The sequence below is a fragment of the Micromonospora sp. L31 genome (assembly GCF_052068075.1).
GTDB classification, from domain to species: domain Bacteria; phylum Actinomycetota; class Actinomycetes; order Mycobacteriales; family Micromonosporaceae; genus Micromonospora; species Micromonospora purpureochromogenes.
On record NZ_JBQHDC010000020.1, the window covers coordinates 1 to 24,603 of the forward strand.

General features: G+C 74.5%; 24 protein-coding genes and 2 pseudogenes. 10 read left to right on the top strand and 16 right to left on the bottom strand.

Features of this window, described 5'->3' with window-relative positions; genetic code table 11:
• Positions 1-1,152 precede the first annotated feature (1,152 nt).
• The gene (locus tag ACTMS9_RS29870) at positions 1,153-2,781 is read left to right on the top strand and encodes an alkaline phosphatase D family protein (protein WP_441166567.1); all 1,629 of its coding nucleotides are present in this window, start codon (positions 1,153-1,155) and stop codon (positions 2,779-2,781) included.
• Positions 2,782-2,859: 78 nt separating this feature from the next.
• On the opposite strand, the pseudogene ACTMS9_RS29875 reads toward ACTMS9_RS29870, so the two are convergent.
• The 4 genes and pseudogenes from ACTMS9_RS29875 to ACTMS9_RS29890 form a co-directional block, all read right to left on the bottom strand.
• A pseudogene (locus ACTMS9_RS29875) lies at positions 2,860-3,291 on the bottom strand (hypothetical protein); the annotation flags it as partial.
• Between the two features lie 81 nt (positions 3,292-3,372).
• Positions 3,373-3,552, bottom strand: a pseudogene (locus ACTMS9_RS29880) (hypothetical protein); the annotation flags it as partial.
• Positions 3,553-3,807: 255 nt separating this feature from the next.
• Positions 3,808-4,917 carry a DUF3626 domain-containing protein gene (locus ACTMS9_RS29885; protein WP_441166568.1) on the bottom strand — a complete coding sequence of 370 codons (1,110 nt, stop codon included), beginning with the start codon at positions 4,915-4,917 and terminating at the stop codon, positions 3,808-3,810.
• Between the two features lie 53 nt (positions 4,918-4,970).
• The gene (locus tag ACTMS9_RS29890) at positions 4,971-5,435 is read right to left on the bottom strand and encodes a VOC family protein (RefSeq protein ID WP_280840859.1); all 465 of its coding nucleotides are present in this window, start codon (positions 5,433-5,435) and stop codon (positions 4,971-4,973) included.
• Positions 5,436-5,631: 196 nt separating this feature from the next.
• Between ACTMS9_RS29890 and ACTMS9_RS29895 the strand changes: the two genes are divergently transcribed.
• The 3 genes from ACTMS9_RS29895 to tsaA are packed head-to-tail and all read left to right on the top strand — an operon-like array spanning position 5,632 to position 7,849.
• Positions 5,632-6,489, top strand: coding sequence for an MEDS domain-containing protein (locus ACTMS9_RS29895; RefSeq protein WP_441149591.1), 858 nt, complete (start codon positions 5,632-5,634; stop codon positions 6,487-6,489).
• A complete protein-coding gene (locus ACTMS9_RS29900; RefSeq protein WP_441149592.1) occupies positions 6,486-7,439 on the top strand; it encodes an anti-sigma factor RsbA family regulatory protein in 954 nt (317 codons plus the stop codon). The genes ACTMS9_RS29895 and ACTMS9_RS29900 overlap by 4 nt, the downstream gene beginning before the upstream one ends.
• On the top strand, positions 7,436-7,849 hold the full coding sequence (gene tsaA, locus ACTMS9_RS29905; RefSeq protein WP_441166569.1) for a tRNA (N6-threonylcarbamoyladenosine(37)-N6)-methyltransferase TrmO: 414 nt from the start codon (positions 7,436-7,438) through the stop codon (positions 7,847-7,849). Before ACTMS9_RS29900 ends, tsaA begins: the two co-directional genes overlap by 4 nt.
• Positions 7,850-7,872: 23 nt before the next feature.
• Here the strand turns inward: tsaA and ACTMS9_RS29910 are convergent, their stop codons facing one another.
• Together ACTMS9_RS29910 and ACTMS9_RS29915 are read right to left on the bottom strand one after the other, a co-directional pair.
• On the bottom strand, positions 7,873-8,502 hold the full coding sequence (locus ACTMS9_RS29910) for an MBL fold metallo-hydrolase (RefSeq protein WP_441149594.1): 630 nt from the start codon (positions 8,500-8,502) through the stop codon (positions 7,873-7,875).
• The gene (locus ACTMS9_RS29915) at positions 8,499-9,587 is read right to left on the bottom strand and encodes an S-(hydroxymethyl)mycothiol dehydrogenase (protein ID WP_441149595.1); all 1,089 of its coding nucleotides are present in this window, start codon (positions 9,585-9,587) and stop codon (positions 8,499-8,501) included. The genes ACTMS9_RS29910 and ACTMS9_RS29915 overlap by 4 nt, the downstream gene beginning before the upstream one ends.
• A 143-nt stretch (positions 9,588-9,730) precedes the next feature.
• Between ACTMS9_RS29915 and ACTMS9_RS29920 the strand changes: the two genes are divergently transcribed.
• On the top strand, positions 9,731-10,150 hold the full coding sequence (locus ACTMS9_RS29920; RefSeq protein ID WP_154936846.1) for a hypothetical protein: 420 nt from the start codon (positions 9,731-9,733) through the stop codon (positions 10,148-10,150).
• A gap of 13 nt (positions 10,151-10,163) precedes the next feature.
• Here the strand turns inward: ACTMS9_RS29920 and ACTMS9_RS29925 are convergent, their stop codons facing one another.
• From ACTMS9_RS29925 to ACTMS9_RS29935, 3 genes are all read right to left on the bottom strand, one after another.
• Complete coding sequence (locus ACTMS9_RS29925) at positions 10,164-11,459, bottom strand: MFS transporter (RefSeq protein ID WP_441149596.1); 1,296 nt, start codon at positions 11,457-11,459, stop codon at positions 10,164-10,166.
• A complete protein-coding gene (locus tag ACTMS9_RS29930) occupies positions 11,456-12,118 on the bottom strand; it encodes a GntR family transcriptional regulator (protein ID WP_441149597.1) in 663 nt (220 codons plus the stop codon). Before ACTMS9_RS29930 ends, ACTMS9_RS29925 begins: the two co-directional genes overlap by 4 nt.
• Positions 12,119-12,210: 92 nt before the next feature.
• Positions 12,211-13,332: a CapA family protein gene (locus ACTMS9_RS29935; RefSeq protein ID WP_441149598.1), complete on the bottom strand. Its 1,122-nt coding sequence runs from the start codon at positions 13,330-13,332 to the stop codon at positions 12,211-12,213.
• Positions 13,333-13,431: 99 nt separating this feature from the next.
• Between ACTMS9_RS29935 and ACTMS9_RS29940 the strand changes: the two genes are divergently transcribed.
• Positions 13,432-14,346 carry a glycosyltransferase family 2 protein gene (locus tag ACTMS9_RS29940; RefSeq protein ID WP_441166570.1) on the top strand — a complete coding sequence of 305 codons (915 nt, stop codon included), beginning with the start codon at positions 13,432-13,434 and terminating at the stop codon, positions 14,344-14,346.
• 42 nt (positions 14,347-14,388) lie between these two features.
• Here the strand turns inward: ACTMS9_RS29940 and ACTMS9_RS29945 are convergent, their stop codons facing one another.
• From ACTMS9_RS29945 to ACTMS9_RS29955, 3 genes are read right to left on the bottom strand one after another with little or no spacing between them, the layout of a single operon-like run.
• The gene (locus ACTMS9_RS29945) at positions 14,389-15,297 is read right to left on the bottom strand and encodes an alpha/beta fold hydrolase (protein WP_441166571.1); all 909 of its coding nucleotides are present in this window, start codon (positions 15,295-15,297) and stop codon (positions 14,389-14,391) included.
• Positions 15,294-16,196 (bottom strand): SDR family NAD(P)-dependent oxidoreductase, encoded by a 903-nt coding sequence (locus tag ACTMS9_RS29950; protein WP_441166572.1) that lies wholly within the window; start codon positions 16,194-16,196, stop codon positions 15,294-15,296. Before ACTMS9_RS29950 ends, ACTMS9_RS29945 begins: the two co-directional genes overlap by 4 nt.
• 38 nt (positions 16,197-16,234) lie before the next feature.
• The gene (locus ACTMS9_RS29955) at positions 16,235-17,734 is read right to left on the bottom strand and encodes a flavin-containing monooxygenase (protein ID WP_441166573.1); all 1,500 of its coding nucleotides are present in this window, start codon (positions 17,732-17,734) and stop codon (positions 16,235-16,237) included.
• Between the two features lie 112 nt (positions 17,735-17,846).
• Here ACTMS9_RS29955 and ACTMS9_RS29960 point away from each other — a divergent pair, with 112 nt between their 5' ends.
• Positions 17,847-18,503 carry a TetR/AcrR family transcriptional regulator gene (locus ACTMS9_RS29960; protein ID WP_441149603.1) on the top strand — a complete coding sequence of 219 codons (657 nt, stop codon included), beginning with the start codon at positions 17,847-17,849 and terminating at the stop codon, positions 18,501-18,503.
• 35 nt (positions 18,504-18,538) lie between these two features.
• Here ACTMS9_RS29960 and ACTMS9_RS29965 read toward each other — a convergent pair whose 3' ends face one another.
• Complete coding sequence (locus ACTMS9_RS29965; protein WP_441149604.1) at positions 18,539-18,997, bottom strand: hypothetical protein; 459 nt, start codon at positions 18,995-18,997, stop codon at positions 18,539-18,541.
• On the bottom strand, positions 18,994-19,470 hold the full coding sequence (locus tag ACTMS9_RS29970; RefSeq protein WP_441166574.1) for a hypothetical protein: 477 nt from the start codon (positions 19,468-19,470) through the stop codon (positions 18,994-18,996). The genes ACTMS9_RS29965 and ACTMS9_RS29970 overlap by 4 nt, the downstream gene beginning before the upstream one ends.
• Before the next feature lie 44 nt (positions 19,471-19,514).
• Between ACTMS9_RS29970 and ACTMS9_RS29975 the strand changes: the two genes are divergently transcribed.
• Positions 19,515-20,555 carry a helix-turn-helix transcriptional regulator gene (locus tag ACTMS9_RS29975; protein ID WP_441166575.1) on the top strand — a complete coding sequence of 347 codons (1,041 nt, stop codon included), beginning with the start codon at positions 19,515-19,517 and terminating at the stop codon, positions 20,553-20,555.
• Between the two features lie 2 nt (positions 20,556-20,557).
• Here ACTMS9_RS29975 and pdxR read toward each other — a convergent pair whose 3' ends face one another.
• Complete coding sequence (gene pdxR, locus ACTMS9_RS29980) at positions 20,558-22,048, bottom strand: MocR-like pyridoxine biosynthesis transcription factor PdxR (protein ID WP_441166576.1); 1,491 nt, start codon at positions 22,046-22,048, stop codon at positions 20,558-20,560.
• Positions 22,049-22,077: 29 nt separating this feature from the next.
• Between pdxR and ACTMS9_RS29985 the strand changes: the two genes are divergently transcribed.
• A complete protein-coding gene (locus ACTMS9_RS29985) occupies positions 22,078-22,686 on the top strand; it encodes a LysE family translocator (protein ID WP_441166577.1) in 609 nt (202 codons plus the stop codon).
• Positions 22,687-22,693: 7 nt separating this feature from the next.
• Entirely contained in the window at positions 22,694-23,392 is a 699-nt protein-coding gene (locus tag ACTMS9_RS29990) for a B3/B4 domain-containing protein (RefSeq protein WP_441166578.1), read from the top strand.
• 412 nt (positions 23,393-23,804) lie between these two features.
• Here ACTMS9_RS29990 and ACTMS9_RS29995 read toward each other — a convergent pair whose 3' ends face one another.
• Positions 23,805-24,410, bottom strand: coding sequence for an MBL fold metallo-hydrolase (locus ACTMS9_RS29995; RefSeq protein WP_441149609.1), 606 nt, complete (start codon positions 24,408-24,410; stop codon positions 23,805-23,807).
• Positions 24,411-24,603: the final 193 nt, after the last annotated feature.

Here is a 24,603-nt window from a genome sequence, read left to right on the forward strand (position 1 = left end):
TTCGCCTCAGCGGCCGGGGTGGCGTGGGCCTCGGTGACCGGGCCGGCGAAGACGCCACCGGCGAAAGCCAGACCAGCAATACCCAGAACGCTCTTACGCAGAATGGTCGTGTTCATCAGAGTGGCTCCATTCGGGGGTTGGCGACGTGCCCAAAGGGGGATCGGACACGCGCAAGCACCACGACAAGGCGCTCAAAGATCAGGGGGAAAGTCTTCGCCCGGCGGGCTTCGCGAGCGGGGGGCTCCGGCGCCGGGTCCATGTGTAACGACCGGCGGCCCACCATCATTCCGGGGCCCGGCATCCCGGGCGGCCCTATGTATCGGGCCAGGCCAGCGGGTGCTGCTGCGATCGTCCAGGTGATGTAACGACCCGGGGCCCGTCGTCATTCCGGGGCCCGGGCACCCCGGTCGGCCCACGTGATCGGGCCAGGCCAGCGGGGGTGCTATTGCGATCGTCCAGGTGATGTAACGACACCGGCCCGGCCACCATTCCACCGCCAGGGTGCCCAGAGCACCCGACTCCCGGAGCGATCCGCCCACAACCGGACGCCAAGCCGCCCGAATATCGGACGCGCGAGGCGGCGAGGACCGGCCACCGTATCGACCTGGGACACGGCGCGACGCGGACATCTGGCACAGGCCCGAGCGGTCGGTCGAGATTCGCCGTAGCGCTGAACGAGTCGTCGCTCTGCGATCCGGACAGACCGGCCGAGCCCGAACACTCGGCCCAGACCGCCCCAGCGGACCGCCCGGGATTGCCGAGCCCAAACACTCGGGCCATGCCGCCCAGCGGACCGCCCAGGCACAGGCGTCGCAACCACCCGAAATCCGGGCGGCGGGCACAGGCGTCGCGACCGCCTATGTCCGAGCGCCGCACGACGAGCGGAACCCCACGGCTGTCTCCGGAGGCGGGAGACAACCCTGACGTCCCACGGGTCGGCGGCGGGAGGGTTGTGGCCGGCGGTGAACACCACCATGCAGCGGATTTGTCGGTGCCGGCGGGCAGGCGGACGGGACTCGGCCAGTTGGTCCACAAGGGACGCCGTTAACAAAGTGATCGTCGGACGGGAAAGCGAAACACAATGGAAAGACTGGCGAACAGTCGCCCCAGGGGGCAGCGGGAACGCGGTGGGTACCGGTAAACACATAGACCATGACCAACACCCTCGACCGCCGCACCCTCCTGCGCATGGCCGGCGCATCCGCCGGCACGGCCGTCCTCGCCGGCGCCACCCTTGCCGGCGCCGGTGCCGCCCACGCCGCCGGTGGCGCCTTCCTGCACGGCGTCGCCTCGGGCGATCCGCTGCCGGACGGCATCCTGCTCTGGACCCGGATCACCCCGACCCCTGACGCGACGCCCGGCTCCGGCGTCGGCCCCGATGTGGAGGTGAGCTGGCAGGTCACCACCGACCCTGACTTCGCCACGGTGACCGCACAGGGCCAGCTGACGACCGGCACCGCCCGCGACCACACGGTGAAGGTGGCGGTCTCCGGTCTGGTGCCGGCGACGACGTACTGGTACCGGTTCGGGTACGCCGGCGGATGGTCGCCGACGGGCCGGACCATGACCGCCCCGGCCACCGATGCGGCCATCGACCGGTTGCGGATGGGCGTGGTGTCCTGCTCGAACTGGGAGGCCGGCTACTTCGCGGCGTACCGGCGGCTGGCCGACCGGGGCGACCTGAACCTGGTGGTGCACCTCGGCGACTACCTGTACGAGTACGGCACCGGCCAGTTCGACGCGGGGGGCACGGTGGTGCGCAAGGTCGAGCCGGCGCACGAGGTGCTGACCCTGGCGGACTACCGGATCCGGCACGGGCTCTACAAGTCCGACCCGGACCTGGTGGCGCTGCACGCCGCGCTGCCCTGGGTGATCACCTGGGACGACCACGAGGTGGCCAACGACGCCTGGTCGGGCGGGGCGGAGAACCACACCCCGTCCACGGAGGGCGCCTGGGCGGACCGGGTGGCCGCCGCGCGGCGGGCGTACCAGGAGTGGATGCCGGTGCGGATGGGCGAGGACGGCGCGATCTACCGGCGGTTCCGGTACGGGCAGCTCGCCGAGCTGTCCATGCTGGACCTCCGGACGTACCGCTCGCAGCAGGCCTCGGGCACAGCGGTGGACGACCCGCGTCGCACCGTCACCGGCGACGCCCAGATGACCTGGCTCAAGGCCGGCCTGGCCGCGTCGACGGCGCGCTGGAAGCTGGTCGGCAACCCGGTGATGATGGCGCGGGTCGACGTCGGCTCACTGCCGGCGTGGCTGCTCGGGCCACTCGGCACGCTGCTCGGCATCCCGCAGAACGGCGCGGTGCTCAACGCCGACCAGTGGGACGGCTACAACGCCGACCGCAACGAGCTGGTCGACCACCTGCGGGCGACCGGGACCCGCGACGTCGTCTTCCTCACCGGTGACATCCACACGTCGTGGGCGAACGAGGTGACCACGAAGTCGACGGGGTTGTCCAACCCGGCCGCGGCCGAGTTCGTGGTGCCGTCGGTGACCAGCGACAACGTCAACGACTTCCTCAAGCTGCCGGCCGGCAATCCGCTGAGCGCCCTCGGCGCCGGGCTGATCCGGTCGACGAATCCGCACGTCAGGTGGACGGAGTTGGACGGGCACGGGTACGGCGTGCTGGAGGTGACGCCGCAGCAGTGCCGGATGGACTGGTACCACCTGGCCGACCGGACCCGGGCCGGCAGCGCGAGCCGGTGGGTGGCCGGGTTCTCGGTGGGCGCGGGGTCGGCGAAGCTGCGCCGGGAGACCGCCCCGACGCTCTGAGCCGGGGGTACGCCCGCGAACGACGACCGGCCGGCCCCCGTGACGGGGACCGGCCGGTCGTGCTGCTCGTTCAGGCGGTCACCAGAGCTGCTGGACGATGTCCGCAGCCTGCTCCTCCCACTGCGCGTACGCGTACGGGAAGGCCGAGATCTGGACGGTCTGCGCCGCGGTGGTCAGCGGCAGGTCCTCCCAGCCGTGCACGTTCTTCAGTGCCTCGAAGAACGCCCGCGACGAGTACTCGGGGTCGGTGATCTCCTCCGGCGTGCCCCAACCCGACGACGGGCGCTGCTGGAACAGCCCCTGCGAGTCGTGGTCGTTGTACGCGCCGAGGTGCCCCAGGTTGTAGAGCTTCGACTCCTGCAGCGAGGTGGCGATGCCGATCACCGCGCCGCGCTCCCCCACGCCGGTCTTCTTGGCCGTCTTGACGATGGCCTTGGCGTTGGCGAGCTGGTCGTCGTCGAGCGGGATGCGGGACTGCGCGCCCTCCACGCCGTGCGGGATGAGCTTGTCCTTGCCCGGCTTGCCGGTCGGGACCTTGCCGGTCGCGCTGCCGGTGGTCAGGCCCGACTCGACCGTGGCGCCCTGCCGGCTCTTGCCGGTGGCGAGGTCGATGGCGGCCACGGCCCCGGCGTGCGGTCCGCTGGTGACGGGGGCGGCCACAGCGGCGGGTCCGAACGCCAGGCCGCCGAGACAGGCGACGCCGGCGACCTTCAGTGCGGTGGTGCGGTTCCTCGCGATGGCGGGGAGCCATCGAGTGAAGTCGGCCCTCACGATGGTTGCCCTTTCGTCGTGTCGACGCGCTCGCTCAGTGAGCGCCCCTCGGGGGAACTACCTGGCCCGCCGGGGTTTGCCTACCGGCGGTTCTGGGGACACAACCAGGTTCACCTGTCGGGCATTCCGGAAATACCACGACCCCTGGGGGCTGCGGCGCGGGTCACCCCGAGGATCGGACGGCCGCGACCGAACCGGACGCCGGCCGCGAGCGTGCCGAACCGGACGCCGGCCGCGAGCGTGCCGAACCGGACGTCAGGCGCGGGGCGCCCCGAACCGGACGAGGACGTGCCAGAGCTGCTTGAGGTGCTGGAGGGTGTCGGCGGTCGACCCCCGGTCCGCCCAGCGCTGCGGCTCGCGGACCACCGAGCCCGCCGCCCGGCCGATCAGCGCGGCGTCGACCGGCGCTCCCGGCGTACCGAACTCGGCGTGCACCCGGGCGGCCAGCACCGGGATGGCCGGTCCCCGGAAGTCCGGGTCGACGTCCTCGACGGGCAGCGCGAAGCCGGGGTGGAACAGCAGCTCGATGCCGCACCGGTGGGCGATCCGGGCCAGTACGCGCCCGGCGTCCGTGTCCTGGAACGAGGGGTCGACGACGATGGCCTCGACGTCCCGGGCCAGTTCGACGCCGCCGTGGACCTGCGCCTCGACGTAGTCGTCCAGGGCGCGGCCGGCGGACCCGGGCGTCCACGCCTGCCGCTCCCGCCAGCGCAGCAGCGTCGCGACGAGGCGCGCGGTGTCCATGCCGGCGACGCCCAGGCTGACACCGGTGCCGGCGGTCACCTCCAGCAGGGCGGCCAGCACCGGCTCGGCGACGTCGACCGTGCCGAAGTCCTTCGGCCCCAGGTGGCTGTCGCCGAAGCAGAGCGTGGTCCGGGCCAGCACCTCGGGACGCAGCCGCAGGTGGCAGGAGCCGAAGCGGGGGCAGGCGCCGTCGGGGTGGTCGAGCAGGTTCAACCCGCCGTAGACCGGTCGCTCGGCGGGGCCTACGCCGCGGGCCTGGTACGCACCGCCGAACATCGCCTCCTCCCAGCGGTCCCGGTCCCCGCCCGGGTACGCGGTGAGCCCGCCGTTGGAGATGCCGGTGACGAACTGGCTGCGGTAGCTCCCCTCCTCGGCGAGCACCTCGGCCACGGTGCGACCGTCGGCGATCAGCCGGTCGGGGTGGAAGTTGACCGTCAGCCCTCCCCCGGCGGTGATCGCGGCGATCAGCTGCTCGGGGTGGTGGCCGGCGCCGGACCCGGCGAGGTGTCGGGCGATGGTGGCCAGCGCGGTCGAGCGGTCCCGCAGCGCGACGGTGCGCACGTGGCGCAGCGCGGCGGACTGCGCCGGGGTGAGGACGACGGGGCGGGTGGCGGCCGGCATGGGCAGCAGTATCGGCGGCGGCCCGCGGCCAGTCGACCGGTTTCGGGGCGGCGTCAGCGCTCGCGATCGGTGCCGAAGCCGTCGAGGGTGGCGCGGTCGTCGAGGTCTCGCAGCTCCTCGAAGAGGGTGAGCTGCAACCCGGCCGGCGCGTCGAGGCGTGAGTTGAGCGAGTGCCAGGGCGTCACGGTGGGCGGGGCGATCTCGGTCGCGCCGGCGGCCACCAGCCGGGCAGTGGCGGCCGGCGCGTCGTCCACCTCGAACGCCACCCGGATCTTCGGGGCCACCTGCCGGCCCACCTCAACCTCGTCGATCATGCGCTTCTGGGCCGGGTTGGCGATCTCGAGGGTGGCCCGGCCGGCGTCGAGGATCACCACGCGGGCGTCGCCGGCACCGGAGAACGCGGCCTGCTCCGGCAGGCCCAGGGCGTCGCGGAAGAAGGCGACCGCGGCGTCGTAGTCCTCGGCCTCCACCACCAGGCGCAGCTGTCGTACGGTCGGCGGTCGGTCGTCGGTGCTCATCCGGTCGATCCTAGAACCGCGGCTGTCCGGTCGTCGGCAGGGCCGCAGTCCTTTGACTATCCACCTAGGACGGCCAGGCAGGTTCGGCGGCAGCGCGGACGGGGGCGGACCGGCGGGCACCAGGCGTCCGTCGGCGTTGGGCGGTGCCGGGGCGCGGGCTAGAGTGGGGGCGCGCGGCGACCGGAAGGCGATGAGGGTGACTGCAAGCGCGGTGGTCGACCAGCTACACCTGGGTGACCACGTCTGCTGGGTGGACGACGACGAGACCGGCAGCCTGCACGCCGCCGGCCGCTTCGTCGCCAGCGGTCTCCGCCTCGGTCAGAAGGTCGTCTGGTTCACCGACGGGGTCTCCCCGACCGCCGTCCGGGCCCACCTCGACGGTGCGGGCGTGCCCACGGAGGCCGCGCTGGCCGGCGGCCAGCTGCGGATCGCGCCGGCGGTGGAGGGCTACGCCGCCGGGGGTCGGTTCACGCCGGACGAGATGATCGGCAACCTCACCACCGAAATCCTGCGGGCCCGGCGCGAGGACCGGGCGGGGGTACGCGTCGTCGGCGACATGGGCTGGGCGATCCGCCAGGGCATCTCCGTCGCCGACCTGGTCCGGTACGAGGCCGAGGTCAACCGGCTCTTCCTCGACGGCGAGGCCGCCGCGATGTGCCTGTACGACCGGCGGCTCTTCCCCGCTGAGTACCTGCTGCCGGCCACCGCCGCCCACCCCGCCACCGTGGGACGCAACGCCGGCCGGGCCTGGGCGCCGATGCTGCGGGCGTACCGGACGCGGGAACCGCACGGACTGCGCCTGGTGGGCGAGGTCGATCAGAGCAACCGGGGGGCCTTCGCCGCCATGCTCGACCACGTGACCGGTCCGGGCACCAACCAGCGGACGGCGGTGCTCGACGTCTCCGAGCTGCGCTTCGCCGACGTCGGCGCCGCGAGCGCGCTGGCCCGCGTCCGCCGCAACGCCCCCTCGCAGGTACGCCTGGTCGGCTGCCGCCCGGCGTTGACGCGGCTGCTCGACCTGGTCGACGGCGCCGACCCGGAGCCACCGGCGTGACGGCCGCGGCGGCGACCGGGCCGATACCCGGGGGCCTGGTCCACGAGGGAGCGTTCTACCGGGACGCCGCGGAGTTGCTGGCGCTGACGGTGCCCTTCGTCGGGGACGGTCTGACCCGGGGGGAACCGGTGCTGGTAGCCGCCCCGGAGGACCGGCTGGCGCTGATCCGGGCCGCCGTCGGCGCGGACGACGACCGGGTCCGGTACGCCGACCTGACCGTGCAGGGGCGCAACCCGGGGCGGATCATCCCGTGGGTGTTGCAGGCCTTCGTCGACCGGCACCCCGACCGCCGGGTGCGGATCGTCGGCGAGCCGGTGTGGGCGGAGCGTACCGAGCTGGAGCAGCCGGCCTGCGCGCAGCACGACGCCTTGATCAACGTGGCGTTCGCCGAGCGGGACGTCGCGATCCTCTGCCCGTACGACGTGTCGCGGCTCGCCCCCGCGGTGCTCGCGGACGCGTACCGCACCCACCCGGTGCTGGTCGACGGGGCCGGTCGGCGGCCCAGCCCCACCTTCGCGCCGGAGCAGGTCGTCGCCGGGCACAACACGCCGCTGCCGGTCCCGGCCGAACCGGTCGCCGTGCTCCGCTACGACCTCGACACGCTGGCCGACGTGCGCCGCTTCGTCACCGGGCACGCGCAGGCCGCCGACCTGCACCCGGATCGGGTGGCCGACCTGCAGATCGCGGTGACCGAGCTGGCCACCAACAGCATCGCCCACGCCGGTGGCGGCGGTGTGCTCCACGTGTGGCGCACCGCTGAACACCTGGTGTGCGAGATCCACGACGGCGGCTGGCTGAGCGATCCGCTCACCGGCCGGCTGGTGCCCCGGCACGACGGCATCGGCGGGCGCGGCCTGGTCATCGTGCAGGCGCTCTGCGACCTGGTGCTGGTGCACACCACCCCGGCCGGCACCACCGTCCGGCTGCACCTGCGCCTGGCGGGCGCGTGAGCGGGGCGTACGAGCTGCGGCCGGTCGGGTGGGTGGAGTCCCCGCTGACCGAGGCGGATCTCGCGCCGAAGCAGGGGGACGAGGGCGCGCCGGAGGCGTGGCTGGTCTTCTCCCCCGCCGTCGGCGCGGGCCTGCGCGACCTGCGGCCGGGCGCGGAGGTGCTGGTACTGACCTGGCTGGACCGGGCCCGCCGGGACGTCCTCGCGGTGCATCCGCGTGGCGATCGGAGCCGGCCGGAGACCGGGGTGTTCAACACCCGATCCCCGGACCGGCCCAATCCGATCGGGCTGCACCGGGTGCGGGTGCTGGTGGTCGACGGCCTGCGGGTGCGGGTGGCCGACCTGGAGGCCCTGGACGGCACGCCGGTGCTGGACGTCAAGCCGGTGCTGGCGGGGCTTGGGGAACGCTGAGCCGACTCAGGTACCGGCGTCGGTCAGTGCCCCCGGGCCAGCCAGTCCGGAAGGTGCGGGGCTTCCGCGCCGATGGTGGTGTCGTCGCCGTGCCCGGTGTGCACCACGGTCTGCGGCGGCAGGGTGAGCAACCGGTCGCGGATCGACGCGACGATGGTGCCGAAGTCGCTGTACGAGCGGCCGGTGGCGCCGGGACCGCCGGCGAACAGGGTGTCGCCGGTGAAGACCGCGCCGAGGTCGGGGGCGTGGAAGCTGCACGCGCCGGGACTGTGCCCGGGGGTGTGCAGCACCCGCAGGGTGGTGCCGGCGACGTCGATCCCCTGCCCGTCGGTGAGTGTCCCGTCGGGCGGCAGGTCGGGGTGGACCAGGTCCCACAGCACCCGGTCGGCGGGGTGCAGCAGCACCGGCGCTCCGGTGGCCTTCGCCAGCTCGGGAGCGACCCGTACGTGGTCGTCGTGGGCGTGGGTGGCCAGGACGGCGACGACCCGGCGGCCGGCGACCGCGCGCCGGATGGCGTCCACGTCGTGCGGGGCGTCGATCACCACGCACTCGGTGTCGTCACCGACCACCCAGACGTTGTTGTCGACGTCGAAGCTCTGGCCGTCGAGGGAGAAGGTGCCGGAGGTGACGGCATGGTCGACGCGGGCGGTCACGGGAACACCACCACCGAGCGCAGCACGTCGCCGTGGTGCATCCGGCGGAACGCCTCCTCGACCTGGTCCAGGGCGATCTCCTCGGTGACGAAGGCGTCCAGGTCGAGGCGGCCCTGCAGGTAGAGCTCGGTGAGCAGGGGGAAGTCCCGGCTGGGCAGGCAGTCGCCGTACCAGCTGGACTTGAGTGCGCCGCCCCGGCCGAAGACGTCCAGCAGGGGCAGCTCGACGGTCATCTCCGGGGTGGGCACCCCGACCAGCACCACCGTGCCGGCCAGGTCGCGGGCGTAGAACGCCTGCTTCCAGGTCTCCGGGCGGCCGACCGCGTCGATCACCACGTCGGCGCCGAACCCGCCGGTGGCGGCGCGGATCGCCTCGACCGGGTCGTCCGCGGAGGCGTTGACGGTGTGGGTGGCGCCGAACCTGCGCGCCCACTCGAGCTTGCGGGCGTCGGTGTCCACCGCGATGATCGTGGTCGCGCCGGCGAGGGCCGCGCCGGCCACCGCGGCGTCGCCGACCCCGCCACAGCCGATCACGGCGACCGAGTCGCCCCGGGTGACCTGGCCGGTGTTCATCGCCGCGCCGAGCCCGGCCATCACTCCGCAGCCGAGCAGCCCCACGGCGGCGGGCCGGGCGGCGGGGTCGACCTTCGTGCACTGCCCGGCGTGGACCAGCGTCTTCTCCGCGAAGGCGCCGATGCCCAGCGCCGGGGCGAGCTCGGTGCCGTCGGCGAGGGTCATCTTCTGGGCGGCGTTGTGGGTGTTGAAGCAGTACCAGGGCCGCCCGCGCCGGCAGGCCCGGCACACGCCGCAGACCGCCCGCCAGTTGAGCACCACGAAGTCGCCCGGCGCGACGCCGGTGACCCCCTCCCCCACCTGCTCGACCACGCCGGCCGCCTCGTGGCCGAGCAGGAACGGGTACTCGTCGTTGATCCCGCCCTCCCGGTAGTGCAGGTCGGTGTGGCAGACCCCGCAGGAGCGCACCTGCACCACCGCCTCGCCGGGCCCCGGGTCGGGCACCACGATGGTGGTGACCTCGACCGGCGCGCCCTTGCGCCGCGACACGACTCCCCGGACTTCCTGGCTCACGGTGTCCTCCCGGCTGCGCCCACGATCATGCCTCCCGCGAACCTACCGCCGCGCAGGCTCGCGGACCCAGCCCCGCGCGGCGGGTTATCGCGGACCGGTACGGGGTAGGCGGCGGCACGATTCTCCGCGGGACGGGAGTGGACATGAAGCTCACGCATGCGCCGTTGCGGCTCATCATCGGCGCGTTCTTCCTCAATTCGGGGCTCGGCAAGCGGACGCTGGAGGGTGAGGCCGCCGAACAGCTGCACGGCATGGCCGCCGGGGCGCTCCCCCAGCTGCGGCAGATCGACGCGGCCCGCTTCGCCCGGCTGCTGTCCGCCAGCGAGATCGCGCTGGGCGCCGCCCTGCTCACCCCGTTCGTGCCGTCCCTGCTGGGCGGGCTGGGGCTGACCGCGTTCGGGGCCGGACTGGTCCAGCTCTACGTGCGTACGCCCGGCCTGCGCGAGCCGGGCAGCCTCAAGCCCACCCAGGCGGGCATCGGCATCGCCAAGGACTCGTGGCTGGTCGGCGCCGGCCTCACCCTCGTCCTGGACTCGCTCACCCACCGCCGGTTGGTCCGCTGACCGCCGCGCACGGTCAGCGGCCGGCCACGACGTCGACGGGTACGGCCTCGGCGGCGAGCCGGCGGCGGGCGGCGTTGCGGTAGCGCAGCACCTGGACCGCGCCGAGCGCCCAGAGCAGGTACTGCACGGCGAAGGCCCAGCGGTAGGCGTCCAGCGTCGGGGCCGCCTGTCCGGCCGGGCCGGCCAGGTCCAGCACCACGCCGACCGCGAGGATCAGCAGGATCGAGGCGACGAACCCGCCGACGTTGACGATGCCGGTGGCGCTGCCGATCCGGTGCACCGGGTTGAAGGTGCGCGCGTAGTCGAACCCGATCACCGAACCGGGACCGTTCATCGCCAGGACCAGCACCAGGACCACCAGCAGCCAGTGCGGCGCGCGACCCGGCCAGGCCAGCACCACGGCCCAGACCGCGGCGGTCCCGGCGGTGATGGCGAAGACCACGACCGAGCGGCGGAACGGGTGCCGCGCGCACAGGTGCGCGACGACCGGGCCGCTGAGCAGCGTCGCCACGGTCATCAGGGTGAGCAGGCCGGCCGCCGCGGTGGGTGACAGACCCTGCCCCTGCACCAGGAACGGGTAGCCCCAGAGCAGCGCGAAGACCGCCCCGGAGAACTGGGTGACGAAGTGCGTCCACAGGCCCAGCCGGGTGCCCGGCTGCGCCCAGGCGGCGGCGAGCTGCCGGCGTACGGTGGCGAGGTCGGGGGCGAGGGCGCCGGCGTGTTCCCGGTGCGGGGTGTCCCGGACGCCGGCGGCCACCATCAGCAGCACCGTCGCGCCGAGCGCGGCGGCGGTGAGGAAGGCCGGGGTCCAGCCGGCCTGGTGCAGCAGCGCCACCAGCGGCACCGCGCCGAGGATCGCCCCGAGCTGGCCGAGGGTGCCGGTGAGCTGCACCATCAGCGGGTTGCGCCGGCCGGGGAACCAGAACGCGACGATCCGCAGCACGCTGATGAAGGTCATCGCGTCGCCGAGGCCGACCAGCACCCGGGCGGCCACGGCCAGGCGTACGTCGGTGGCGACGGCGAAGCAGAGCTGCCCGGCGACCATCAGCGCGCCGCCGACGAGCAGCAGCCGGCGGGAGCCGTACCGGTCGAGCAGCACCCCGACCGGCACCTGCATGGCCGCGTACACGGCCAGCTGCGCCACCGAGAAGGTGGCCAGGGCGGCGGCGTTGATGTCGAACCGGTGCGCGGCGTCGACCCCGGTCACCCCGAGCGAGCTGCGGTGGAACACGGCCGCCACGTACGCGCTGAGCGCGACCGCCCAGACCAGCGCGGCGGACCGGCGCGGGATGGCCGGGGCGGCGCTCACCGCAGGGACCGGAAGACGGTGGCGGCGCTGTCGATGTGCGCGCCCACGGCGTCGAGCCAGGCGTGCGGGTCGTCGCCGTCGAGGGCGGCGAGCTGGCCGGCGTGCTCGGTGAGCGCCACCCGGGCCCAGCCGGGCGAGAGCCGGAAGCTGGCCTCCCCCATCCGCAGCTGGCGGTCGCGCAGCCGGTGGTACAGCTCGGCGAGGATCTCGTTGCCGGCCGCCTCCACCACGCTGGCGTGGAAGGCCCGGTCGGCCTCCATCAGCGCGCGCAGGTCACCGGCGGCGTGGGCCGCGCGCATCCGGTCGAGCCAGTCGGCGAGCACCGGGCGCAGGGCGTGCCGCTGCGGCCAGACCCGCTCGGCGGCGTGCAGCTCGACCAGCCGCCGGGCCTCGACGACGTCGGTGATCTCGCGGGCGGAGACCGGCCGGACCAGCGCGCCACGCTTGGGGTAGAGCGCGACCAGGCCCTCGGCCTCGAGCCGGAGCAGCGCCTCGCGGACCGGGGTGCGGGAGACCCCGGCCGCCTCGGCGATCTCGCCCTCGCTGATCAGCGACCCGCCCGGGTGGACCTGCTCCAGGATGGCCCGCTTGAGGTGGCGGTAGGCCCGTTCCGCGGCCGACGGCACGGCGGCGCGCGGCGGCGAGCTGGGATGCGTCATGCATCTATGATGCGTCCCTGACTCGTGGGGTCGCTGTGGCGGGAGGGGCGGGGGTGGGGCCCGCCACACCGCCGGCGGCCGGGCCGGCCGGATCAGGCGGTGCCGCCGCCGGCCGGGTCGAGTGCGATCAGGCCGTCGTCGCCGAGGCGGAACCGGGTCCGGTACGGCGTGCCGAGGCGGTCGGCCAGCTCGGCGAGCCAGCGGGCCTCGTCGGGCGCCGCCCGCTCCAGCCGCATCCGGCGGACCCGGACCGGCACCAGGCGCAGCCCGGCCAGACCGTCGGTGTCGAAGGTGGGCAGGTACAGCGTCCGCAGTTCCGGGCGGAACGACTCCTGCCCGCCGATCCCCTCGTAGTCGTCGATCAGGTCACCGCAGCCGTACAGGATCAGCCCGCCCCGGTACGCCTCGATCGGTCGGGGGTGGTGCGAGGAGTGGCCGTGCACCAGGTGCACCCCGGCCGCCACCAGCCGGCGGGCAAAGCTCACCTGCTCCGCCGGCACCTGGTAACCCCAGTTCGATCCCCAGTGCACGGAGACCACCACCAGGTCGCCCGGCCCGGCCTCGCCGGCCACCCGCTCGGCGAGCGCGTCGGCGGAGGCCTCGGTCGTCTCCGGCAGGTACGCCACCCCCGGTCGCCCCTCGGTCGCCGCCCACTGTGGCGGGACCCCGGCGGACGGGGCGCCCACCGACCAGAGCAGCAGCCGGCGGCCGCCCGCCAGGTCGATCCGGGCCGGCCGCCAGGCCTCCGCCGCGTCCCGGCCCGCACCTGCCGGCGTGATGCCGACCCGGCGCAGCCCGTCGAGGGTGTCGGTGAGCCCGTCCGGGCCGAAGTCGAGCACGTGGTTGTTGGCCAGTGCGCAGACGTCCAGCCGGGCGGCGCTGAGGCAGGCCAGGTTGTCCGGGTGCATCCGGTAGTGGATCTGCTTGCCGGCGGCGAACTCGCCCCGGCCGGTCACCGAGGTCTCCAGGTTGACGATCCGCACGTCCGGTCGCAGGTCGTCGAGCAGCCGCAACGCCTCCCCCCACGGCCAGTCCGGCGGCACCGGGCGTGGGATGGGCCCGGACGCCCGCTCGGCCAGCTCCACGTACCCGCGGGCGTCGCCCACCATCGGCTCCCGCAGCTCCGGCGGTCCCGGTCGGGGCAGGATCTGGTCGACGCCGCGACCGGTCATCACGTCGCCACTGAGAAACAGGGTCACCTGGTCGCCGGGCATGACGCCAGCTTCCCCGCACCGGCGGCGTCGTACCCCGACCATGGTGGGAATTGCACCCACGATTGCGTGAGTCACCCGGATCGGGGTACCAGGGCCGCCATGACGGTGGACGTGACGGTGGTGGTGGCCACCCGGAACCGGCGCGAGCAGCTGCTCGACGTGCTGCGCCGGCACTCCGGGCCGGTGATCGTGGTGGACAACAACTCCGACGACGGCACCCCGGAGGCGGTCGCGGCGGCCTTCCCCGAGGTACGGGTGGTGCCGCTCGGCACCAACCTGGGCGCCGGCGCCGCCCGCAACGCCGGGGTGGCGCTGGCCCGTACCCCGTTCGTGGCCTTCGCCGACGACGACTCCTACTGGGCGCCGGGGGCGCTGGACCGGGCGGCGGAGCTCCTGCGGGCGCACCCGCGTACCGGGCTGCTGACCGCCCAGGTGCGGGTCGGCGCCCAGTGTCGGCTCGACCCGGTCTCCGCCGGGATGGCGCGGGCGCCGCTGGGCACCCCGGCGGGCGCGCCGGGTCCGGCGGTGCTGGGCTTCCTGGCCTGCGCGGTGGTGCTGCGCCGCGCCGCGTTCGCCCAGGTCGGCGGGTTCGCCGACCGGCTGGGGACGTACGGCGAGGAGGCGCTGCTGGCGATGGACCTGGCCGCCGCCGGCTGGCACCTGGCGTACGTGGACGAGCTGGTCGTGCACCACCTGCCGCTGCCGGCCGGTCGGGACCTGCTGGCCCGGCACCGGCAGGAGGCGCGCAACCGGGTGCTGACCGCGGCGCTGCGCCGGCCGGCGCGGGTGGTCGCCGGGGTGGTCCGCGAGACCTGGCGGCACCCGGAGCGCCGGGTCGGCCTGCTCGACGCGGCGCGACAGCTCGGCTGGGTGCTGCGGGAGCGCCGGCGGTTGCCGGCCGCCGTCGAGGCGGACCTGGCGGTGCTGGAAGGCGCCGCCCCGCCGCGGGTGCCCGCCCAGGGCGCACCGGTGGCGCGCACGGTGCCGGCGCCGGCCGGCACGGAGCTCGGATAGCCTCCGCTCCGGCCGGCGCCGGACACGGTCAGCCGGCCTCGGTCAGCCGGCCTCGGTCACCGCCGGCCGCTGCGCGGCGGCCTCGTCGGCGAGGTCGCCCGCCTCGGCCGCGGCCCAGAAGTCGACCAGCAGTCGGTGGAACTCCTCGGCCCGTTCGATCTGCGGCATGTGCCCGCACTCGGCGAACAGGTGGGTCCGGGCCCGGGGCAGCCGGGCCCGCGCGGCATCAAGGTGCCCGGCGGGGAGGATCAGGTCCCGGTCGCCCCAGACGATCAGGGTCGGCACGTCGAGCCGGGAGACCTCGGTCAGCAGCTCCTCGCGCCACTGCGGGCGGACGCCCCGGAAGGTGCCCAGGCTGCGACACGTCTCCAGCATCACCCGGGCGGCGTACGGCTGGCGGGCCACCTCCAGCGCGTAGGCGATCCGCTCCTCGGTGGCGAACGACGGGTCGTGGAAGAGGGAACGCTCGACGCGGCGGGCCATGGACCGGTTGGGGTGCAGCAGCAACCGGCCGAACGGGCGCAGCGCGAGCACCCGCAGGACGACGGCGACCTCCTGGCCGAACCCGGCGCTGTTGACCAGCGCGAGGCTGGCCACCCGGGCCGGCTCGGTCACGGCGAAGCGCATCGCGACGGCCCCGCCGAGCGAGTTGCCGACCAGATGCACGGGCTCGTCTAGGCCGACCGCGTCGAGGTAGTGCCCGACGAAGCGGCCTAGCGCCGGCAGGGTGCACGGCTCGGCCATCGGCAGCGACCCGCCGTACCCGGGCAGGTCGACGCTGTGCACCCGGAAGCCGCGGGCGAGCAGCTCGTGCTGCTCGGTGAAGTCGCGCAGGGTGCGCCCGATGCCGTGCAGCAGCACCACCGGCGGGCCGTCGCCGTCGACCCGGTGGCGCACCCGGCGCCCGTTCACCGTGACGTGCCGGGGGCGTGGGTCGGTCGTGGCGGTCATGCCCGCTCCCCCGCGGACAGTTCCGGCGTGGTCGCCGTGGGCGTTCGACCGGCCTGGGGCGCCGGATCGGCGGCGCCCCGGTTGAGCCCGGCCACCAGCACCCGGTGGTACGACGCGGGGGCGACCCGGGCCAGCAGGTCGGGCAGCTTCGCCGACCAGCCGATCAGCACCCGGCCGCGCCGCCGCTCGACGCCGCGCAGGATCACCTCGGCGGCCTTCGCGGGCGGGATGGAGAGCAGTTTCTCGAACTGCCGCAGCCCGGCCTCGTACTCCTCGGGCGCCACGCCGCTGCCGATCCGGGCGTTGCGGGCGATCCGGGTGGCGATGCCGCCGGGGTGCACCGAGGTCACCCCGATGCCGTCGTCGGCCAGCTCGTGGCGCAGCGCCTCGGTGAAGCCGCGCACGGCGAACTTGCTGGCCGAGTAGGCGGCCTGGCCGGCGGGGGCGATCAGTCCGAAGAGGCTGGAGACGTTGACCAGGTGGGCGCCGGGCTCGGCCTTGAGCGCCGGCAGCAGGGCGTGGGTCAGCCGCACCACCGCCCGGAAGTTGATGTCGACCACCCAGTTGAACTCGTCGAGGGTGACCTGGTCGAACCGCCCGCCGAGGGCGACCCCGGCGTTGTTGACCAGCAGCCGGATCCGGGGGTGCCGGGCCCGGATCTCCTCGGCGACCCGGTCGGTGGCGGCCGGGTCGGCCAGGTCGACCAGGTGCGTGTCGACCTGCCGGTCGGGGTGCGCGGCGTGGATCGCCGCCGCCACGGTGTCGAGCCGGTCGGCGTCCCGGTCGAGCAGCACCAGGTCGGTGCCGCGCCGGGCCAGCCCGTGGGCGAGCGCCTCACCGATCCCGCTGGCGGCGCCGGTGATCACGGCGGTTCCGGCGGGGAAGACGAACCTTCGCACGGCGTTCTCCTTCTGCGGTGCGGGTGGCGGAGCCCGGGTCAGGCGACCGGGGCGTCGGCGGTACGGGCGCCGGCGGCGGCCGGCGCGGCCCGGGAGAACCGGATCCCCTCATCGACGAGCCGGCCGCGCTTCATCAGCAGCACGTCGCGGGCGTAGTTCTGGTAGAGCCGCCAGGGGGCGCGGGGACCCTGCTTGGGCAGCGAGTCGACGCTGCGCAGCACGTAGCCGGACTTCAGGTCGATGATCGGCTCCAGCTCGCCGGAGTCCGGCGGGACCGGGGTGACGACCTGCTGCCCGGTGGCGTCGAGGTGGCGCAGCAGCCGGCAGACGTAGGTGGCGACCAGGTCGGCCTTCAGGGTCCAGGAGGCGTTGGTGTAGCCGATCGTGAACGCGAAGTTGGGCACGCCGGAGATCATCATCCCCTTGTACGCCACGGTCTGCCCCAGGTCGACGTCGACGCCGTCCACGGCGAGGGTCATCCCGCCCAGGGCGAGCAGGTTGAGCCCGGTGGCGGTGACGATGACGTCGGCCGGCAGCTCCTCGCCGGAGCCGAGCCGGACGCCGCGCTCGGTGAACGTGTCGACGGTGTCGGTGACCACCGATGCCCGGCCCGCCCGCACCGCCTGGAACAGGTCGCCGTCCGGGACGATGCAGAGCCGCTGGTCCCAGGGGTTGTAGCGGGGCGAGAAGTGCCGGTCCACGTCGTAGCCGACCGGCAGCCGGCCCTTGGCGGCCCGGCGCAGCAACGACCTGACCAGTTTCGGCGCGCGCCGGCTGAGCTGGAAGTTGGCCGTGCCGAGCAGCACGTTCTTCCAGCGCACCACCGGGTACGCGGCCTTCGCCGGCAGCCAACGCCGCAGCGCGTCGGCGACCACGTCGCGGGAGGGCAGCGACATGACGTACGTGGGTGAGCGCTGGAGCATGGTGACGTGGCCGGCGCGTTCGGCCATCGCCGGGACCAAGGTGACCGCCGTGGCGCCACTGCCGATCACCACCACCCGCTTGCCGGTGTAGTCGAGGTCCTCCGGCCAGTGCTGTGGGTGCACCAGCTCCCCGCTGAACCGCTCGGCTCCGGGGAACTCGGGCGTGTAGCCGGCGTCGTAGCGGTAGTAGCCGGAGCAGGCGAAGAGGAACGCGCAGGTGAGGACGACGTCCTCGCCGGTGTCGTCGCGGTGCGCGTGGACGGTCCACCGGGCGCTCGCGCTGTCCCACTCGGCGCGCAAGACCCGGTGGCGGAAGCGGACGTGCTCCTCGACGCCGTACTCGCGGGCGGTCTCGCGCACGTAGCTGCGGATCGCGTCGCCGTCGGCGATGGCCTTCGGGTCGGTCCACGGCTTGAAGGCGTAGCCGAGGGTGAACATGTCCGAATCGGAGCGGATGCCCGGGTAGCGGAACAGGTCCCAGGTGCCGCCGATCGCGTCGCGGGCCTCGAGCACCGCGTACGTCTTGTCCGGACAGTTGCGCCGCAGATGGCAGGCCGCGCCGACGCCGGACAGGCCGGCTCCGACGATGAGGACGTCGACGTGGTCGGAGGCCATGGCAACTCCCTGGCTGAGGCGGTGGACGGACACTATCCACCACCGTCGACGCCCGTCAACACTCTGTCGAGAGCAATCGACACCCTGTCGAGCGCGTGTAACATCGGCGTTCATGACGACCGTCCGTACCTCCACCGGCGCCGCAGCCGGGCGCGGACGACGGGCCGGACGGTCCGCGGGCGACGACCGCGAGCTGGCCATCCTGGCCACCGCCGAGCGGCTGCTGGAGCAGCGCGCGTTCGGCGAGATCTCCATCGACGACCTGGCCCGGGGCGCGGGCATCTCCCGGCCGACCTTCTACTTCTACTTCCCCTCCAAGGACGCGGTGCTGCTGACCCTGCTGGACCGGGTCACCGAGGAGGCCGACACCGCTGCCGGTGACGTGCTGGTCCACCTCGCCGAGAACCCCCGGGCCCGGTGGCGGGAGCTGATCAGCCGGTTCCACGCCACCTTCGGCGGCCACCGGGCAGTGGTGCTGGCCTGCGCCGAGGTGCGCGGCACCAACGCCGAGGTGCGTCGGCTCTGGGCCCGGGTGCTGGAGCGGTGGGTGCAGGCGGTGGAGGCCGCCATCGAGGCGGAACGCCGCCGCGGCGCCGCCCCACCGGGCCTGCCCGCGCGGGACCTGGCGATCGCGCTGAACTCGATGAACGAGCGGGTCTGGTACGCGACCTTCGCCGGCGACGGGCCGGCGGTGGCCGAGCGGGACGTGGTGGACGTGCTGCTCGACGTCTGGCTGACCGGCATCTACCGCACCACCGATCCGGGCTGACGGCGTGGCGGCCCTGCCGCCACGCCCCCGATCCCTCAGCCGGCCCGGGTGAAGTCCATGATCCAGTTGGTCTCCCAGGTCGTCCCGTCGTCGATGGAGAATGCCTGTTCCCACCGGCAGGAGGTGGCGGTGATCCCGGACCAGACGAACCGGCACCGGATCGGGCGACCCTCGTCGCTGTCGTCGGCGTAGAAGGTGCCCACCTGATCGGTGAACCCGCCGACGACCGGGGGCAGTTCCAGCTGGCCGCGCTGGCTGTGCATCCAGTAGATCGACCACTGCGCGGAGACCGGGTCGAAGATCCGCACGGTGGCACCGGAGAAGCCCCTGGTCGGGCAGGTCATCTCGTCGAAGCTGCCCGCGCCGGCGAAGAACCGGTGGGCGACCATGGTGGCGGGGAACTCGTCCCAGTCGTCGCTGCCGACGTGCCGCCGGGTGAGGCGACGGTTGGCGACGTCCCACCGGCCGGCCAGGAAGTCGAAGTCCCCGCTCACCGGCCCACCGGTCCTTCCGCCCGACTGTCGGCCAGGTACCCGGCCAGGTCCGGCAGGTCCGGGGCCAGCACGTGGCGGACCCAGGCGGCCCGCTCGTGCTCGAGCACGCCGAGTTCCCAGACGCAGCCGACCCCGGGCCGGTCCAGCGGCACGAAGTGCGCCGGGTCGTCGTCCGGGCAGCGCAGCGCCGGCTGCCCGGCCACCGCGATCCGGCACTCCACCACGTTGTCCCAGAACCACGTGTACGCCAGCAGGTAGGCGCCGGTGTCCGCGCCCCGGTGCAGCACCACCCAACCGGCCGGCGGGGTGCCGCCGTCGGGCGGAGGCAGCAGGCGGGGCAGGAAGGCGTACGCGGCGCGCTCCACCTCCGGCATGAGGCGCGGCTCCGGCTGGTCGATGTGGTAGCGCTTGAGCTGCCGCCCGGCGACCGTGACCGGTCCCGGCGTCCGCAGCTCCTTGTCTCGGAAAGCCATGCCGGGACGGTAGACCCGATCTGCTGACAACTAGTGTCAGCGGAATGCGCGCCAGTCGCCTGCTCTCGGTCCTGCTCCTGCTCCAGACGCACGGCCGGATGACCGCTGCGGCGCTCGCCGAACGGTTGGAGGTCTCCACCCGCACCATCTACCGGGACGTCGAGTCGCTGCACGCCGCCGGCATTCCGCTCTACGGCGAGGCCGGGCACGCCGGCGGTTACCAACTGCTCGACGGCTACCGCACCCGGCTGACCGGGCTGACCACCGAGGAGGCCGAGCGGCTCTTCCTCGCCGGGCTGCCCGGCCCGGCCGCCGAACTCGGCTACGGCACCGTGGTCGCCGCGCTGCAACTGAAGCTGGATGCCGCGCTGCCGGCGGCGCTGCGGGACCGGGCCGAGGCGCTCCGCCAGCGATTCCACCTGGACACCCCGAGCTGGTACTCCGACGGCGACGCCTCGCCGTACCTGGCGTCCACGGCGGACGCGGTGTGGCGGCAGCACCGGCTGCGCGTGCGCTACCGCAGCTGGCGCGGCGAGCGGACGACGGTGCTGGCGCCGTACGGGCTGGTGCTCAAGGGCGGTCGATGGTACGTGGTCGCCGACGGGGGAAACGGTCCAGCCAGCTACCGGGTCAACCAGATCCTCGACCTGACCGCCCTGCCGGAGACCTTCGAGCGGCCGGCCGGCTTCGACCTGCCGGCCTGGTGGCGGGCCCACGTCATGGATTTCCGTGCCCGCCTGCACCGGGACGAGGCGGTGATCCGGCTCTCCCCCGCCGGCCGGGAACGACTCCGGGACATCGGCAGTGCGGTGGTGGTCGCGACGGCCGAGGCGGGCGCGGGCGCCCCCGACGCCGATGGATGGGTCACCACCGTGGTGCCGATCGAGTCGCTGACCCACGCCCACGGCGACCTGCTGCGGCTCGGCGCCCAGGTGGAGGTTCTCGCCCCGACCGAGCTGCGCGACCTGCTGGCGGAGACGGCGGCCGGGCTCGCCGCCCTCTACCGGACCGCGACCGCCCCGTCATCGGGGCCCTGCTTCCCGGAAGTGGCGGCCTCGACGCCGGGCCAGCGACCACGTCCCTGACGTCACGCGGGACCCTGACGGCCGCGCAGCACCGCGCCGATCGTGGCGACGCCCTCGTCGATCTCGCTCGCGGTGTTCGCCGCGTAGCCGAGGACCAGTCCGGGCGGATACGGGCGCTGCGCGTGCCAGGACAGCGGCTGGGTCTTCACCCCCCGGCGCAGCGTGGCGGCGGCGAGATCGGCGTCGGGCAGGTCGCCGGCGAAGGTGACGGTCAGGTGCAGCCCGGCCGCCGCGCCGTGCACCGTGGCCCCGGGCAGGTACGCGGTGATCGCGCGGATCATCGCGTCCCGGCGGCGCACGTGCCGGCGGCGCAGCAGCCGCAGGTGCCGGTCCAGGTCGCCGGAGGTCATCAGCTCGGCCAGCACCAGTTGCGGCAGGACGGCGTTGCCGAGGTCCGCCATCCGCTTCGCCGCCACCAGGGCGTCGAGGTGGCGCGGGGGCACCAGCACCCAGCCCACCCGCAGGGCGGGGGCGAGCAGCTTGGAGACGCTGCCGGTGTAGCAGACGCGCTCGGGCAGCGCGCCGCGCAGGGCGGGCACGGGCGGGCGGTCGTACCGGTGCTCGGCGTCGTAGTCGTCCTCCAGGACCAACCCGCCGCGCCGCGCCCAGTCGAGGAGCTGGCGCCGGCGGTCGCCGTGCAGCACCACGCCCGTCGGGAACTGGTGGGCCGGGGTGAGCAGGACGGCGGGATGACCGGCGGCGGCCAGTTCCCCGACCCGTAGCCCGTGCGCGTCGACCGCGACCGGCGGGGTGTCCAGCCGCCAGTTGCGCAGGTGCTGGCGGACACCGAGCGAGCCCGGGTCCTCGACCGCGACGGTGTGCACGCCGTCGGCGTGCAGGACCTGGGCGAGCAGGCCGAGGGCCTGGGACACCCCGGCCACCACGACCACCTCCTCGGGTTCGGCGCGGATGCCCCGGGTCCGGGCCAGCCGCTGCGCCACCGCGAGCCGCAGCGCGGGAGCGCCGCGCGGGTCGCCGTACCCGAGGGCGGCGGCGTCGAGGCGGCGCAGCACCGCCCGTTCGGCGCGCAGCCAGGCCGCGCGCGGGAAGGCCGCCAGATCGGGTACGCCGGGCGTCAGGTCGATCCGCGCGGGGGCGGCCCGCAGCGCCTCGAAGATCTCGGTGCCGGGGGCCGGCCCGAACAGCGCCTCGGGCGGTGGCACTGCCGCCCTGGCCGGTGCCGCCGACGGGGTGGCCGGGGCGGCGACCACGACCGTGCCGGCCCGCCCCCGCCCGGCGACCTTCCCCTCCTCGGCCAGCCGCTGGTACGCCTCGGTGACCACGCCCCGGGACACGCCGAGCTCGTCGGCGAGCACCCGGCTGGCCGGCAGTCGCCCGCCCAGTGGGAGGCGGCCGTCGGCGATGGCGGCGCGCAGCCGCCCGGCCAGCCAGTCGGCCCGGCCACCGGGTGGGGCGGCGCCGACGTCGAGCTGGAGGAAGTCCGATCCGGCGGTTATGGACTCGTCGGATGCGCTGGCTTTGGCCCTGTCCACCGGACCATTGTGGCCGCAGGGTGGAACCCGTGAGTATCGCGTTCCTCCTGGCCACGCTGGTCGTGGTCGCCACCCCGGGCACCGGGGTCGTCTACACCCTCTCCGCCGGGCTGTCCCGGGGACGCCGCGCCGGGGTGATCGCCGCGTTCGGCTGCACGGTGGCCGTGGTGCCGCACCTGGCCGCCGCGTGCACCGGGCTCGCCGCGCTGCTGCACGCCAGCGCCCCGGCGTTCCGCCTGGTCCAGTACCTCGGCGTCGGCTACCTGCTGTACCTGGCATGGTCGACCTGGCGGGACCGCTCCGGCTTCGCGGCCGGCGACGCGGCCGCCCGCCCGGCGCACCGGGTGATCCTGTCGGCGGTACTGGTCAACCTGCTCAATCCCAAGCCGACCCTCTTCTTCGTGGCGTTCCTGCCGCAGTTCGTGCCGGCCGGCGGGCCCGGCGCGACCGGCCGGATGCTGACCCACGGGGCGGTGTTCATGCTGGTCACCTTCGGGGTGTTCGCCGCCTACGGCAGCTTCGCCGGCACGGTCCGCGACCGGGTGCTGGCCCGGCCCCGGCTGACCGACTGGCTGCGCCGTGCCTTCGCCGGGTCGTTCGTCGCGCTCGGCGTCTCCCTGCTGCTCGCCGAGAGATAGGAGTTCCATGCGTTTCCACCACGCCCCTGGCGTCCGGTCGGCGCATCCGACGCTGGTCGCCGGCGTACTGACCGCCGACGGCGTCACCCCGGACGTCGGGGTGGACGCGCGGGTCGCGCACTTCGCCGGCCTGGCGCGGCAGCGGTTGGCCGCCGGCGCCGAGAGCGGATTCCCCGAGATCCGGGCCTGGCGGCGCGCCTTCGCCGCGATGGGACTGCCGCCGACCCGCTACCGGTGCGCCGCCGAGTCGCTGCTGCGCCGGTTCCGCCGGGACGGCGAGCTGCCCCGGCTCCATCCGCTGGTCGACCTCTGCAACGCGGTGTCGCTCGCGTACGCGATCCCCGTCGCGGCGCTGGACGTCACGCGGGTCGACGGCGATCTGGCCGTCCGGCCCGCCACCGGCGAGGAGGAGTACGTGACCCTCAGCGGGGACGTCGAGCGCCCGGAGCCCGGGGAGGTGGTCTTCGCCGACGGGGCGGGACGGGCGCACTCCCGGCGGTGGACCCACCGGCAGAGCGGCTGGTCGGCGGTGCGCGACACGACCGGGACCGTGCTCATCGTGGCCGAGGCGCTGCACGATTCGGCCGGCCGGGACGTGCCGGCGCTGCTGGACACGCTGACCGCGGAGCTGGCCGCCGGCTGGCAGGTCGACACGCGGGGCGCGGTGCTGACGGCCGCCGCACCGACCGTCGACGTACCCGGCTGAGGTCCCCCGGCGTTCCCGGCGGGGACCGGCGTCCGCCGCCCCGCGGCGACATCCGGCAGCGGAGCGCCGCGGGGAGCGGGCCTCGGCCCGGACCAGGACGGCGCGTCATCCGACGACGGAGCCGGCCACGGCGCCGCGAACAGGGTCGCCACGGCCAGGCCGCGACCCGGCACGTGCCCGTGCCGCCGTCCGCCGTGGCCGGCACCGCCCCGTGCGCCCTTGCGGCGTGTCGCGGTATCCGGCCCCCGCGACACCGCGACACGCCGCAATCCGCGTAGAGCCGGGACAGCGACACCGCGACACACCGCAACTCGGGCAGGGCCGGATGGGGACCCGGCAGCGCGGTCGGGGCGCACCGACGCCGGGAGCCGGCGGCGACGCCGCGAGGACGCCACGGCCGGCCACGCTCGGGTCAGGCCGTCTCGCCGGGCGCGAGGTAGCGGTAACCGTCGCCGAGCGTCTCGGCGAACCAGCCGTTCACGCTGGCCAGGCCCCGCTCGTTGAGCTGCGCGTCGTGGATCGGGTGGGTGCGCGCCGCGGCGACCGCACGGGCGAACCCGATCGCCTCGGTCAGCTTCAGCCAGGAGGCCTGGGCCGGCACCAGCAGCGTCCGCACCGGCTGCCCGGGCAGGTGCAGGGAGTCACCCGGGTGGTAGACCTCGTCGTCCACGACGTACCCGAGGTTGGCGCAGTCGGGCTGGCCGTCGTGGATGCTGGCGTGCCGGCCACCCACCGCGGCGACCGCGAAGCCGGCGGCGGTGAACCGCTGTCCGGCCCGTACCCGCTGGACCGGCAGCGTGGGCAGGGCGGGAAGCTCGGCGCCCTCGGGTGCGAAGACCGGTACGCCGAGGCCGGCCAGCCGCAGCACGTCGATGTGGTCGGCGTGTTCGTGGGTGACCAGGACGGCGTCCGCGCCCACGAGAGCGGCCGGCTCGCTCCAGGTGCCCGGGTCGACGACGAGCACGCGACCGTCGCGTTCCAGGCGTACGCAGGCGTGGGTGTACTTGGTGATCCGCATCGGACGGACGCTACCGCAGCCCTGCTCGACGTCGCTGTCCGTGCCCCGAGCAGCACAGATTGATGTATTGACATCAAAAGGCAACCCGTCAGTAACATCTGTCACATCGGAGTACCGAGACCCCCGTCGACCGACGTCCGACCACCAGTTGGGCGTCGGTCCGCGCACACCCCCCTTCCCGCGCGGGCATCCG

Excerpts from the sequence above, each read along its gene's own strand:
- ACTMS9_RS29870 (WP_441166567.1), top strand. The coding sequence starts at position 1,153 with ATGACCAACACCCTCGACCGCCGCACCCTCCTGCGCATGGCCGGCGCA.
- ACTMS9_RS29885 (WP_441166568.1), bottom strand. The coding sequence starts at position 4,917 with ATGCCGGCCGCCACCCGCCCCGTCGTCCTCACCCCGGCGCAGTCCGCC.
- ACTMS9_RS29890 (WP_280840859.1), bottom strand. The coding sequence starts at position 5,435 with ATGAGCACCGACGACCGACCGCCGACCGTACGACAGCTGCGCCTGGTG.
- ACTMS9_RS29920 (WP_154936846.1), top strand. The coding sequence starts at position 9,731 with ATGAAGCTCACGCATGCGCCGTTGCGGCTCATCATCGGCGCGTTCTTC.
- ACTMS9_RS29930 (WP_441149597.1), bottom strand. The coding sequence starts at position 12,118 with ATGACGCATCCCAGCTCGCCGCCGCGCGCCGCCGTGCCGTCGGCCGCG.
- ACTMS9_RS29935 (WP_441149598.1), bottom strand. The coding sequence starts at position 13,332 with ATGCCCGGCGACCAGGTGACCCTGTTTCTCAGTGGCGACGTGATGACC.
- ACTMS9_RS29940 (WP_441166570.1), top strand. The coding sequence starts at position 13,432 with ATGACGGTGGACGTGACGGTGGTGGTGGCCACCCGGAACCGGCGCGAG.
- ACTMS9_RS29945 (WP_441166571.1), bottom strand. The coding sequence starts at position 15,297 with ATGACCGCCACGACCGACCCACGCCCCCGGCACGTCACGGTGAACGGG.
- ACTMS9_RS29955 (WP_441166573.1), bottom strand. The coding sequence starts at position 17,734 with ATGGCCTCCGACCACGTCGACGTCCTCATCGTCGGAGCCGGCCTGTCC.
- ACTMS9_RS29960 (WP_441149603.1), top strand. The coding sequence starts at position 17,847 with ATGACGACCGTCCGTACCTCCACCGGCGCCGCAGCCGGGCGCGGACGA.
- ACTMS9_RS29970 (WP_441166574.1), bottom strand. The coding sequence starts at position 19,470 with ATGGCTTTCCGAGACAAGGAGCTGCGGACGCCGGGACCGGTCACGGTC.
- ACTMS9_RS29975 (WP_441166575.1), top strand. The coding sequence starts at position 19,515 with ATGCGCGCCAGTCGCCTGCTCTCGGTCCTGCTCCTGCTCCAGACGCAC.
- ACTMS9_RS29990 (WP_441166578.1), top strand. The coding sequence starts at position 22,694 with ATGCGTTTCCACCACGCCCCTGGCGTCCGGTCGGCGCATCCGACGCTG.
- ACTMS9_RS29995 (WP_441149609.1), bottom strand. The coding sequence starts at position 24,410 with ATGCGGATCACCAAGTACACCCACGCCTGCGTACGCCTGGAACGCGAC.